At 47.8% G+C, this 12186-nt stretch carries 15 protein-coding genes; 10 read left to right on the top strand and 5 right to left on the bottom strand.

Annotated features, from left to right (window positions below; genetic code table 11):
• Positions 1 to 19 precede the first annotated feature (19 nt).
• The 3 genes from AYY16_RS03740 to AYY16_RS21510 are packed head-to-tail and all read right to left on the bottom strand — an operon-like array spanning position 20 to position 1821.
• Positions 20 to 760 (bottom strand): ABC transporter ATP-binding protein, encoded by a 741-nt coding sequence (locus AYY16_RS03740; RefSeq protein WP_067362247.1) that lies wholly within the window; start codon positions 758 to 760, stop codon positions 20 to 22.
• A 1-nt stretch (position 761) separates the two neighbouring features.
• Positions 762 to 1331, bottom strand: coding sequence for a FecCD family ABC transporter permease (locus tag AYY16_RS21515; protein ID WP_328585660.1), 570 nt, complete (start codon positions 1329 to 1331; stop codon positions 762 to 764).
• A 1-nt stretch (position 1332) separates the two neighbouring features.
• Positions 1333 to 1821 (bottom strand): FecCD family ABC transporter permease, encoded by a 489-nt coding sequence (locus tag AYY16_RS21510; protein WP_328585666.1) that lies wholly within the window; start codon positions 1819 to 1821, stop codon positions 1333 to 1335.
• Between the two features lie 307 nt (positions 1822 to 2128).
• Here AYY16_RS21510 and AYY16_RS03730 point away from each other — a divergent pair, with 307 nt between their 5' ends.
• The 3 genes from AYY16_RS03730 to AYY16_RS03720 all read left to right on the top strand — a co-directional run bounded on the left by AYY16_RS03730 (position 2129) and on the right by AYY16_RS03720 (position 4558).
• Entirely contained in the window at positions 2129 to 2845 is a 717-nt protein-coding gene (locus tag AYY16_RS03730) for a GNAT family N-acetyltransferase (protein ID WP_067362245.1), read from the top strand.
• The gene (locus AYY16_RS03725) at positions 2842 to 3264 is read left to right on the top strand and encodes a MerR family transcriptional regulator (RefSeq protein WP_067362242.1); all 423 of its coding nucleotides are present in this window, start codon (positions 2842 to 2844) and stop codon (positions 3262 to 3264) included. Before AYY16_RS03730 ends, AYY16_RS03725 begins: the two co-directional genes overlap by 4 nt.
• Positions 3265 to 3367: 103 nt before the next feature.
• Positions 3368 to 4558 (top strand): MFS transporter, encoded by a 1191-nt coding sequence (locus AYY16_RS03720; RefSeq protein WP_067362239.1) that lies wholly within the window; start codon positions 3368 to 3370, stop codon positions 4556 to 4558.
• 76 nt (positions 4559 to 4634) lie between these two features.
• On the opposite strand, the gene AYY16_RS03715 is transcribed toward AYY16_RS03720, so the two are convergent.
• On the bottom strand, positions 4635 to 5189 hold the full coding sequence (locus AYY16_RS03715) for a dihydrofolate reductase family protein (RefSeq protein WP_067362234.1): 555 nt from the start codon (positions 5187 to 5189) through the stop codon (positions 4635 to 4637).
• A gap of 137 nt (positions 5190 to 5326) precedes the next feature.
• On the opposite strand from AYY16_RS03715, the gene AYY16_RS03710 reads away from it, so the two are divergent.
• The 3 genes from AYY16_RS03710 to AYY16_RS03700 are packed head-to-tail and all read left to right on the top strand — an operon-like array spanning position 5327 to position 7288.
• A complete protein-coding gene (locus tag AYY16_RS03710) occupies positions 5327 to 6202 on the top strand; it encodes an NmrA family NAD(P)-binding protein (RefSeq protein ID WP_067362231.1) in 876 nt (291 codons plus the stop codon).
• 13 nt (positions 6203 to 6215) lie between these two features.
• On the top strand, positions 6216 to 6794 hold the full coding sequence (locus AYY16_RS03705) for a TetR/AcrR family transcriptional regulator (RefSeq protein WP_067362228.1): 579 nt from the start codon (positions 6216 to 6218) through the stop codon (positions 6792 to 6794).
• Positions 6791 to 7288 (top strand): GNAT family N-acetyltransferase, encoded by a 498-nt coding sequence (locus tag AYY16_RS03700; RefSeq protein ID WP_223861148.1) that lies wholly within the window; start codon positions 6791 to 6793, stop codon positions 7286 to 7288. Before AYY16_RS03705 ends, AYY16_RS03700 begins: the two co-directional genes overlap by 4 nt.
• Positions 7289 to 7311: 23 nt before the next feature.
• Here AYY16_RS03700 and AYY16_RS03695 read toward each other — a convergent pair whose 3' ends face one another.
• Positions 7312 to 7914: a TetR/AcrR family transcriptional regulator gene (locus AYY16_RS03695; protein WP_067362225.1), complete on the bottom strand. Its 603-nt coding sequence runs from the start codon at positions 7912 to 7914 to the stop codon at positions 7312 to 7314.
• 150 nt (positions 7915 to 8064) lie between these two features.
• Between AYY16_RS03695 and AYY16_RS03690 the strand changes: the two genes are divergently transcribed.
• The 4 genes from AYY16_RS03690 to AYY16_RS03675 all read left to right on the top strand — a co-directional run bounded on the left by AYY16_RS03690 (position 8065) and on the right by AYY16_RS03675 (position 12183).
• Positions 8065 to 8664 carry a GNAT family N-acetyltransferase gene (locus tag AYY16_RS03690; RefSeq protein ID WP_223861149.1) on the top strand — a complete coding sequence of 200 codons (600 nt, stop codon included), beginning with the start codon at positions 8065 to 8067 and terminating at the stop codon, positions 8662 to 8664.
• A 10-nt stretch (positions 8665 to 8674) separates the two neighbouring features.
• A complete protein-coding gene (locus AYY16_RS03685) occupies positions 8675 to 9736 on the top strand; it encodes an agmatine deiminase family protein (RefSeq protein WP_067362219.1) in 1062 nt (353 codons plus the stop codon).
• Positions 9708 to 10157: a GNAT family N-acetyltransferase gene (locus tag AYY16_RS03680; RefSeq protein WP_067362216.1), complete on the top strand. Its 450-nt coding sequence runs from the start codon at positions 9708 to 9710 to the stop codon at positions 10155 to 10157. The genes AYY16_RS03685 and AYY16_RS03680 overlap by 29 nt, the downstream gene beginning before the upstream one ends.
• Before the next feature lie 274 nt (positions 10158 to 10431).
• Positions 10432 to 12183 (top strand): ABC-F family ATP-binding cassette domain-containing protein, encoded by a 1752-nt coding sequence (locus AYY16_RS03675; protein WP_067362213.1) that lies wholly within the window; start codon positions 10432 to 10434, stop codon positions 12181 to 12183.
• The last annotated feature ends 3 nt before the right edge of the window (positions 12184 to 12186 follow it).

The raw sequence follows: 12186 nt of genomic DNA, 5'->3' as shown, positions 1-12186 counted from the left end.
GTTACAAACACAAACTAATTCAGAGAAATATAGCCACACGATCATCGACCGGTAGTATGGTAAATTCCACACCAAATACATCAAACAGACACTCTTTGGTAAATACCTGCGCAGGTGTTCCCTGTGCATAAATTTCACCGTCTTTCATCATAATAAGATACCGGCAATATTTGGCGGCTAAATTAATATCGTGAATCGTCATGATAACCGTCGCATCTGACGCCGCTAATGCTTTCATTACCTCAACTTTATACCTGACATCCAGATGGTTTGTCGGCTCATCGAGGATCATGATATCTGTTTCCTGTGAGAAACATTTTGCCAGCATAACCCGCTGTTTTTCACCGCCGGATAAATCGTGATACTCTTTATGTCTCATGGTTTGCAGGCCAAATAATGCCATATAGCGGTCTGCTATCAGAAAATCGTTGTGACTGTAATCAACATAATGTTTTTTATACGGCATTCTGCCCATAACCGCTATCTCTTCAATGGTCAGTTTTCCTTCTACCTGATCATTAAACTGAGTCAGTACTGATATATGACGGGCAAGCGATTTTATCGAAAATGCAGCAATATCCGTCTTATCAAGAAAGACGGTTTTTTTTGTTTTTATATCGCGGTAAATATGTCTCAGCAGCGTTGTTTTACCTGAACCATTAGGCCCGACAATACCAATAATATGTTTACCGGAAAATGATAACGAAATATCTTTCAGTATTCCGTTATAGTTCAGGTCAGTAACATCAACAGTACTCATGTTATCGGCTCCGGTTTCCTTTGATAATGATATAAACAAACAACGGCGCACCAATTAAAGAAGTAAGTATCCCGACCGGAATTTCTTCCGGTTTAAACCAGCTCCGGGAGATGGTATCAATAATGACTAAAAATGCGCCACCGATCAGGCAGGAATAGAGTGATAACTTAAAATGTTTAACCGAAATAAGGTTCCTGACAATATGCGGAATAATCAGCCCGATAAACGCAATAACACCGACGTTTGCAACAATAATGGAGACGACAAAAGAAGACAGAATGATGATACATAATTTAATCGCACCAACATTAATACCTAACTGCTGTGAAGCATCCGCGCCTAATAACAGTGTATCAAGGACATTACTGAATAAAAGACAGAATGCCAGCACGACCAGCATGGCAACAAACGGAAGCCAGATATAGGACCATTTTATGCCTGAAAAACTGCCCAGCATCCAGAACATCGCACTTTTCACCTGACTTTCATTTTTCGATAAATAAATAATCGCGGTTGTTATTGCAGAGAAAAGGCTGGAGATCCCTATCCCGATCAGCACCAGGTTTGTCATATTACTTTTTTTTAAAGTTAAATAACACAATAATGGAGGTGGAAATCAATCCCCCCGCAAAGGCGCCAATATAGATATTATAAGGTGAAACAGAAGAGAATAACCCCAGCACAATCGCGGAAACAGCTCCCGCACTCGCACCGGAAGAAACGCCGAGAATATAAGGATCAGCCAGTTCATTACGGGTAATGGTCTGCATCAGAATACCGACCAATGATAATGATGCGCCGGTGACAGCAACAAGAATTATCCGGGGCAACCGGATATTATAAATAATCGTTTCATACGGCAACAGGTCTTTGCTGTTTATTCCACCGGTGACTATTTTAAGGACAGTTGTCAGTTTTTGATGAAACTCTATATTGACACTGCCGTAAAACAGTGAAAAAAAACATGACAGCGAGTAAAATAAAGAGGTAAAAAAAATAACTGTAAAATACTCTGATACTGATATTTCTTTTTTATTTATCCTGTTTATATTACTTACCATATCCCTCATATATATCAGCCTGTATTTAATGAAACATTCACATAACACGTTGTCAGCATAAGAGTAACGTATTGATTAATCATTATATTAGATTACACAATATAATGACATGTTGTTATGTACTCCCCCGGAGTACATTTCGTGAAATAAGCCATTAACACAGCCATTCCATGTTCTGTATTGGATTACCACAGAATAAAATATCAATTTGGTACCGGATCCCTGTTATTTAAATAAACTGGATCTTTCTTCTTTTTGCCCGGCATATTACAGTACAAAAAAAACAGATACACAGAGGAGAAAAAAAATGAGCCGGTTAAACACATTCGGACAACCTGTCGGCGATTCCATACCGGATTGGTCAGGACGCCCTTACCCTGAGCGGATTAGCGCAGAGGGAGAGCATTGCCGTATTGAACCTTTGGTTCCGGCACACGCGGCTGATTTATATCAGGCATTTTCCCTTGCACCCGACGGACGATACTGGACCTGGCTGCCGGATGAGCCGCCGCGTGATCTCACTGAGTATACGGCACGAATTGAAAAAAATGCGCAACTGACCGACCCACTGTTTTTTACCATTATCAGTAAAGAAACCGGCAAAGCCATCGGGTTGTTCTCCCTGTTGCGGACAGATTGCCAAAATGGCGTAACTGAAGTCGGACATGTTCATTTTTCCCCGTTACTGAGCGGCACGGTGATGTCCACGGAAGCCCACTGGCTGCTGATGAAATATGCGTTTGATACCCTGGGTTACCGCCGTTATGAGTGGAAATGCGACAGCCTGAATGAACCGTCCCGCCGCGCGGCGCTGCGTCTGGGTTTTCAGTATGAGGGATGTTTCCGTCAGGCTCGCGTGGTCAAGGGCTGTAACCGCGATACAGAGTGGTTTTCCATTATTGATACGCAGTGGCCGGATGTGGATCAGGCGATGCAGACATGGTTATCTCCGGACAACTTTACCGCAGACGGAAAACAGATCCATTCACTCGCCTCACTCCGCAAACTGACAGGACAGGCATGAAATTACTGAACATCGGGCGGGTTGCACAACTGACCGGTCTGACAACGGCCACCATTCGCTATTATGAGAGCAAAGGACTGATTACGCCCGCCGGGCGTAAAGGTCTGACCCGTATCTATGAGCCGGAGGTACTGACCCGGCTCTCTCTGATCATACTGGCAAAACAGGGGCATTTTTCGCTGGATGAAATCGCGGTGATGCTCAGTGAATTACCGGAAAAAGGCATCGAACGGACAGCGATTAAAGAAAAAATCGCCGAAATTGATGATAAAATACTCGAACTGCAAAAATTGAAGCAGGGATTACTGCATATTGAGCAATGTCCGGCAGAAAATCACCTGGAGTGTCCGAATTTCCGGAAAATCCTTGCGGTCAGCCTGAAAAAAAACAGAGAAAAAATGATCAAAACCCCCTCTTGACTTCAAGTTAACTTGAAGTTGTATCATCCGGCATACTGATTTCCATCTTATTACATTATTCATCCATATATTAATTTATGACACTGAATAATAAGGAATTATTATGCCCCGTTCTGTTTTTTGGCTGGCTGCCGCTTTAGCTCTGTTTACCACCGGTAATGCGCTGGTTCTTTCTGTGGCGGTATTAATCGGCTCACAACTGGCGGACGATCCGGCTTACGCCACCGTGCCGCTGCTGGCGCAATATATCGGTCTGATTTTTGCCTCTGTTCCCATGGCGCATTTTATGATGCGTGCAGGTCGCCGCCCGGGGTTTATCCTGGGAAATATAGGAGGATTAATTGGCGCTCTGCTGGCGATAGCCGGTATTTATGCGCAGAGTATGACTCTTTTTTCCGTCGGTACCTTTTTTACCGGTATTGCTATCGGCACCGCACAACAATATCGCTTTGCCGCACTGGAAGAGGCCCCTGCCGCGCTGCGGGCAAAAGCTATCGGACTGGTCATGAGCGGCGGTATTGTTGCCGTGCTGATTGGTCCGACACTCGCAATGTCAACCCGCACACTGGTTGCAGCCTATCCGTTTGCCGGGACATTTTGGGCGCTGAGTATCATTTATGTGCTGGCATTTGCCCTGTTACTGTATTTACCGCTTAAACCGCAACATACCCTGCGGGTAACAGATGCGCCGCCAAACCGCCCGTATCGTCAGCTCTATTCCCAGCCATTACTGATGCTGATTGCCGTTGTCAGTGCTGTCGGTTACGCCCTTGTTGTTTATATGATCGGCGCGTTTCCGTTAGCAATGAAAGCGCTGGGCTTTGAGTTTCCCGCCATTGCCTTTGTTTTCCAGTGTCACATTCTGGGCATGTTTGCGCCCTCTTTCTTTACCGGGCATCTCATCAGCCGTTTCGGGGTGAAATTATTTGTCTGGCTGGGTGTCGGCTGCCTGCTTATCACTAATCTGGTCAGTCTTGCCGGTAACAGTTATACCCATTTTCTGATTGCCATGACCGCTCTGGGGCTGGCATGGAATTTTATCCTGATCAGTACCACGCAACTGCTGCCACGCACCTATAGCGGAAATGAACGGGCAAAAATCCAGGGTGCAACGGACTTTCTTATCTTCAGTTTTGGCGCGCTCGGCAGCTTGCTGGGAGGTGTTGCGTTTTATTATGCGGGTTGGTATTGCGTCAATGCTATCGGGCTGGCAGTCGGGGGCAGTATTGTTTTTGCGATGATAGTTCTGCGCCGCAGTATGGATGAAATACCGGCCAAAGCAGCCGGGTTATGAGTTCAATCAGATCGGTGAAAACGGACCGGTATTCAGTGCCGGAAATGGTATTTGAGTTATGCCACCCGGAGCGTGCTCAGACCTGCGCTGCCTGATCACTCTGTCTGTAGTATGTGTTTTTAACCATATAATCAAAATAGCGCTCTGTTTTGATATGAACAAATTGCAGCGGCTCAGTCAGTGTTCCGAACAAGGGTTTGCCGCTGCCTAACAGAACCGGTACAGTCGTGATCACCATCTCATCAATCAAATCTGCCGCCAGACACTGCTGTGCCGCCGTTCCGCCATCAATATACAGTGTCTTATAACCTGAACCGTGAATCGTATTCAGTATCTCATTAATATCACCCTGCATTAATTTCACAGAATTACCGGTCAGCTTTTCCGGTAATTCCGTCACAGAGCGCGATAATACAAAAACTGGTTTATCATACGGCCACTCCCCGTCAAAATTACACACAGTTTCAAAGGTTTTGCGCCCCATCACCACCGCATCAATGCCCTGCATAAACGCAGCAAATCCCATATCATCCTGCTCAGGATTTGGTACGGCAAACAACCAGTCCAGTTTATCCTGTGCATCGGCAATATATCCGTCGAGGCTGGTCGCGATATAAATAATATTGCGCATGATTAAGACCTTAATAGTTAATTAATTAAATGATATATATTGTGCTCTGCCGGCATTCTACACCGTAGAATATCTTTACACAGCTTAGCGGACTGATATGGTTGTCGTCAATAATATGATCAAAAACGGATGGAATAATGATGACGGCAACACGCACAGTACTGATCACCGGCGCTACCGGGCAGGTCGGCAAATTTCTGACTCAGCGCCTGCGGGAAAGCGCCGGGCTGAATATTATCCTCGCCGCCCGTGACCCGCAAAAGCTCGCTGACAGTGGTCTGCCGGTCCGTTATTTCGATTATGATGATCCGGATTCAATATTACCGGCACTGGCAGGTGTTGATACCGTTTTTATGATGACCGGCTATACACTTGCCATGCTGGAGCAGAGCAAAGTATTTACGGATGAAGCGAAAAAATCCGGTGTGCGCCATATTGTTCACCTCGGCGCCTGCGGTGATGATAATACCCGCGTAGCACACTGGGCCTGGCATCAGTTGGTTGAGCGCTATATTGAATGGGCGGGATTTGATTTCACCCATCTGCGACCGGAATCCTATATGCAAAATTTGCTGGGATATCAGGGTGATAATAATGGCGATCCCGGTATATTGAGCGATTATTTCGGCGATGCAACACTGAGCTGGGTTGCCTGTGAAGATGTGGCAGAAGTGGCGGCGGCCTGTTTACGGGCACCTGAACAGCACCGCAACCGCGTGTACCGCCTGGGCTATGATGCAAAAAACTATCATGAAATTGCCGCTGTTATCAGTGATGTTACCGGGAAACCGTATCGCTATCAGGCGCTGTCTCCGGTAATATTCCGTGAGTTTGTCAAAAAGCAGCAGCTTGAACCGGCGTATATGAAAAGTATTTATGATCATTATGTGGATTTCAGCGAATTCCGTATTCCGGGAGCGGGAACCACATTTGATAACTTCACGGCGATCACCGGCAAAAAACCGATGTCTGTGACGGATTTTATTCTTAAATATCAACACCATTTCCGGTAACCGGAGACTGAACGTGACCCAATCCCGACTGCCGCCCTGCGGGCGGCCTGCTCACCGGGGCAGTAAACTGACACCGGAAAATATACTGACTGAAGCACAGAAAATGTGGCAGGCACAGGGAAAAATACCTTCGATCCGCGCCCTCGCCGAATGCTTAAAGGTTGATCCGATGGCGATTTATTACTATTTCCGCAACAAGCAGCAGTTACTGGAAGCACTTGCCACCGCGCTGGTCGATACAATTTATCAGCCTGACCTGCAAGCACCCCGGCAGCAGGAATTATGCCGCCTGGCAGAAAGTTATCTGCATCTGCTTTATATTTACAGCGGTTTGCTGACTGTCCTGCTGTCTGCGGACAGTGACGGCCCGTCAGAATGCTTCCGGCGGCGCTATCTGCGCATCATAGCGCCATGCGGGCTGAGTGATGCCCGCCGGACTGCCATTCTGCATCTTCTGGCGGATGCATTGCACGGGCACAGTGTCGCTATCCGCCGCACCGACTATACTTATGAACAGAGCCTGGCGCTCTTTCAGCCCGTTCTGGCACTGATTAGCGAACTAATTGAATATCCCGGAGTATCATCATCATGACTATCCCCACCATGGTTGTCCGCCCTGTCACTGCTCAGCCTGAGGACTATCCTCTGATGCAGGCCATTGCACAGGTTCTGCATAACGAGTGGCAGGCACTGCCGCAATGGCAGACTCCGGAGATAATTCTGGCGCGTCTGCTTAACCGGGTAAACGGGGAAAATGGTGAACAATTGTTTGTTGCCACAGATAAAAACGGCGCATTGCTGGCAACCGCCAGTCTTATCTGGCGGGAGCTGAAAACCAGCCGGATGGCAGATGCTGACTGGTGGACAGGTGAAATATATACTCTGCCCGCCGCACGGGGTCAGGGGCTGGGCAGCGCCCTGACACAGACGGTGGTTGATGCCGCAACCGCGCGCCGCGCGCCTGCACTCAATCTTTACACCCCGGATAAACAAGCCATGTATGCCCGGATGGGATGGAAACCCATGTTTGATGATGTTATCAACGATGAAAACGTCACCATTATGCAGCGTCTATTAGCAGACTGATTATTCAGGATACCCTTATTCATTCAGGTTGCGACGTTGGGTATAAGCGCTTTTCTGATCAAAACATGCAGCCCGGCAAGACTGGTTTTCCAGTTAAACGCAGGCTCCATCAGGTCGCGGCCCATCGCACCTTCTGCTATCACCATCAGCCAGGATGCCGTTTGTTGCGGGTTCAGTTGTGAATCAATCTCTCCGGCGGCAATTCCCCGGTGCAATACATCCCGTATTTTACTGTGTAACTTTTGCTCGTTTACCACAAATGCGGTGTTAAGTTCCGGGTTACGGCTCGCCTCGGTGATAATTTCCAGACTGATGCGCGCATAGCCGGGTTCATTATAAAGTGCGATCAACGCCGACACTATTTTTTCAATAATATCAATGGTATTACCGGATTCGTCGCCCATGGCAAGAATGGTCTTGTGATCATCACTGTCCAGCTCTGCAATAGCTTCGATAATCGCGTATTTCGTCGGATAATAATGAAATAAGTTACCCGGGCTCATCCCTGCAGCTTTGCAGATTTCTGCTGTTGATGTCGAATGAAACCCCTTTTCAATAAAGCAGTGCATTGCTGCATCCAGGATCTGGCGGCGTTTTTGGCGCTGCTTTTCCGTTAATTTATCCATGAGAATATTCTCCGAAAAGCTGGACAATAAAAGTTAGACTGATTACTCTATCTTTTATCAATTCGTCTTTTATTATTCATAATGACAAATATAATGAAGAGCACAGGTATAACCACTACCCCTGATGGTAGCAGATTACAAACAGAAAGTTTGGATGAAACAAACATAAACAGCGCATGTGCCCTGTTTTATCAGGCGTTTTCGTCTAAATTTAAAACCATACACGCCATGCCGGATAAGCAACGTAAGGCGGTGCTGGAGATGTTCTGGCAGCGCGGGCTGAGTGAGCCGCATGACCGCCATTTTCAGGTAAAACGTGACGGCAGATTAGTCGCTGTTTACGGGCTGAGCTATGGTGTGAAACACCCGACGGAAAATGCGCCGCGCCCGGTATCCTATCTGACTATCCTGCGCAAAGCCGGGTTTATCCCGTTTATGAAAATCCGGCGGATTTTTCAGATGTTTGTGCATGTCCCTGAACCGGATACCGCCTATATTTCCTATCTGTGTGTGGATGAATCACAGCGCGGAACGGGTATCGGCAACCAGGTGCTTGACAGCATCACAGAGCAGTTACGCACTGACCCGTCCATCAACCGGCTGTCATTGTATGTCTCAGATTTAAATACAAAAGCCCGCGCACTCTATCTGCGGCGCGGCTTTACTGATGTGAAATATGAAACCTCGCAGACCACCCTGCGCTATATGGATATTTACGGCTGGTATTACATGTCGTTACCATTGAGATAATGAGCTGACTATGTTTATTTATCCTTCAGAACATCAGCCCCACAAAGCCACCTGGCTGGCATTCGGGGCTCATCCACGCATCTGGTCTGCAAAACTTGCCGCAGGAGTCTGTCGTGATCAGGCAAATATTGCACAGGCTATTGCCCGCTTTGAACCGGTTAATCTGCTGGTAACAAAAGAGAACAGAGCCATTGCACAGCAGTTACTCGGTGACACTGTCACTTACATTGACTGTCCGCTGGATGATATCTGGCTGCGCGACAGCGGTGCCAATTTTGTTTATGACACCCTGACACAGCGCCCCGCCGCAGTCAGTTTTAATTTTAACGGCTGGGGTGGAAAACAAACAGCAAAGCACGATGCAAACATTGCAGCGGTTATGGCACAATACACCGGTATGCCTTTGCATATCAGCCCGCTGACCCTGGAAGGTGGCGCGGTTGAAGTCAATGGCTATGGTACCGGTATTTTTACCCGCAGTTGTATTCTTAATGATAACCGTAACCCCGGATTCAGCCGTCAGCGGACAGAGCAGTTATTACAGCAAACCCTTGGTCTGAATACAATTATCTGGCTTAATGGTATCCGCGACCATGATATTACCGATGCCCATGTGGATTTCTACGCGCGGTTTATCAATGAAAAATCGTTAATTATTCCGATGGAAAATGACCCCGGTTCCTATGAGTACGAGGTCACGCGGGATCATGCCGCAGCCCTGAATACTCTGCGTCAGCATACTAATCTGATTGATAATATTCATGTTCTGAATAATCCGTCACAGACAAGGGTTAACCGGGACAAGCACCCGGATTTTGCCGCCGGATACATTAATTACTACCCGTGTAACGGCGGGATTATCCTGCCGGAATTCGGCGATAAAACCGCCGATGCGCAGGCGCGATCCCTGCTTGAATCCCTGTTCCCACAGCGCACCGTTGTTCAGATAAATATTGATAATATTGCGTCCGGCGGTGGCGGTATCCATTGTGTCACCATGCAGCAGCCGGATTTTTCTTCTTTTCATACAGACGGACAACACAATGACCGCGATCACCTGGCACACCGCTGAATTTAATACATTATCACCGCTGACACTCTACCGCCTTCTTGCTCTGCGCAGCGCGGTATTTGTTGTGGAGCAGACCTGCTGTTATCAGGATGCAGACGGTGCTGACCTCACCGCACTGCATCTGTGGGCTGAGCAAAACGGGGAGATTGTCGCCTGCTGTCGTATTCTGCCTCCGGCGGATGACACATCACCGGCAGCAATCGGCCGTGTCGTGGTTAATCCGCAGTTTCGCGGACAAAAACTGGGCTATCCCCTGATGGAAGCGGCTATCAGCGCCGTACATCAACATCACGGACAACGGCAGATTCATATCAGCGCCCAGGCTCATCTGACTGCATTTTATGAAAAATGCGGCTTTACTGTCTGCTCAGAGATTTATTCAGAAGACGGTATCCCGCACTGTGATATGACCCGCCGGTAAACCGGTGCCATCAGTTTATTGCTCATTAATAATTTCCGGTGATATAATCGGTCCATCCTATAACTCAGAGAAAAAAAGGAGGCTAATTATGTTGTTAAGTGATGTGATCGAATATTCACATTTCTTTGGTAATCGTCAGAACTCAGGCTGTTCTGTTAACGCTGCGCGTTAATCCTGCCTGAGTGAAGCATTACTGAGTAACACCCTTCCTCAGCTTACAGGGTTATCGCTTTTATGACCCAGGGCGTTGTTACGCCAAAAATTTGAGTAAGCTATGAGTACATTATTATCAACCCGTAATCTGTCATTCCACCCCGGTCACACACCCCTGTTAACCGATATTTCTGTTGCCCTGAATCAGGGAGAGAAAATTGGCCTGATTGGTCATAACGGTTGCGGAAAAAGTACCCTGATGAAATTATTATCCGGACAATTAATGCCGGATGAAGGCACTGTCACACCGGCAAACCGCGTGATAGTGGCCTATATTGAGCAACATCTGCCTGAATCATTACAGTCTGTGACACTAATTGATGCGGTACTGGAAAAACTGCCTGCGGAGCTGCGTGTCTCTGACATGTGGCGGGCGGAAATGTTACTAACCGAAACCGGTTTTGACAGCGCACAGTGGTCTTTGCCGCTTTCCGCACTGAGCGGCGGGCAGCATACCCGTTTGTTACTGGCGCGGGCGCTGATTATCAATCCGGATTTGCTGCTGCTGGATGAACCAAGTAACCATCTCGATTTACCGACTATTCTGTGGCTGGAGCAGTTTTTGGTAAGCTGGCGCGGCAGTTTTATCCTGGTATCTCACGATAATACCCTGCTCGACCATGTAACAAACTGCACCTGGATATTGCGTGACGGCACTATTTCTGTGTTCCGGCTACCTTGTTCACAAGCGCGGGAAGCGCTCGTTGCACAGGATGAAAGTGATGAGCATCGTCACAGTGCGCAGCAAAAAGAGATAGACCGCATAGCGCAGAGTGCAAAACGTCTGGCTATCTGGGGAAAAGTGTATGATAACGAAGCACTTTCCCGTAAAGCCAAACAAATGGAAAAACAGGTCGGACGTTTGCAGGATGATCAGGTTGAACTGTCAGCCGGCAGTCAGTGGCAACTGAAACTGACCGGCGATGCCCTGCGGGCAGATCGTCTCTGTGCATTTAATCAGTTAGCCGTTATCCCGGCCGATAATTGCCCACCGCTGTATGTAACGGATAATTTATCGGTGAAAAGTGGCGACCGCATCGCTGTTACGGGTGCAAACGGCACAGGGAAATCCTCATTGCTGCGAATGATTTGGGCGCAGTCACAGCAGGAGAATGTCACCTTACCCGACAGCCCGCTGGTACTGCATCCACGGGTTCATTTGGGTTATTACGACCAGAAACTGGCGCAACTGAATGATACTGATTCATTAATGGATGCACTAAAACCGTTTGCTCCGCTGATTGATGAACAGCGGAAAATGGCCTTGATCGGCGCAGGATTTCCCTATCTGCGCCACCAGCAAACTGTCGGCTCACTGAGCGGTGGTGAACGGGCACGACTGCTGTTTGTCGGGTTAAGCCTGGCGAAATATTCGCTTCTGATGCTGGATGAACCGACCAACCATCTGGATATGGACGGTAAATCCGCGCTGGCAGATGAAATCAGCCGGTTTGCCGGTGGTTTGATGCTGGTCAGCCATGACCGGGAACTGATTGAAAAAAGCTGTAACCGGTTTTGGTACATCGACGGCTCACGGCTGACCGAGTATCACGATTTGGATCAGGTTTATGATGCTATCCGGCATCTGAATGCTGATCAGTCCCCGGATGCAGTAACACAGTCACTTGCCGCAACAGGTGAAACGACCGAGGTTGCAGATGATGAAGAGAAAAAACTGGCGGCGCTGATCGCGCTGGAAGAAAGGCTTGCTGCCGATGTACAGCGCAAACCCGGACACCAGAAACCCGCACTTCAGCAGCAATGGCAGGCAGAAATTGCCACTTTGCGTGCACAATTAGGGTTAGATGAGTAATTA

The organism is Morganella psychrotolerans (assembly GCF_001676155.1).
In the GTDB taxonomy this organism is placed as follows: Bacteria; Pseudomonadota; Gammaproteobacteria; order Enterobacterales; family Enterobacteriaceae; genus Morganella; species Morganella psychrotolerans.
The sequence above is the reverse complement of the archived record's forward strand: the minus strand, read 5'-3'. Positions and strand labels throughout refer to the sequence as shown.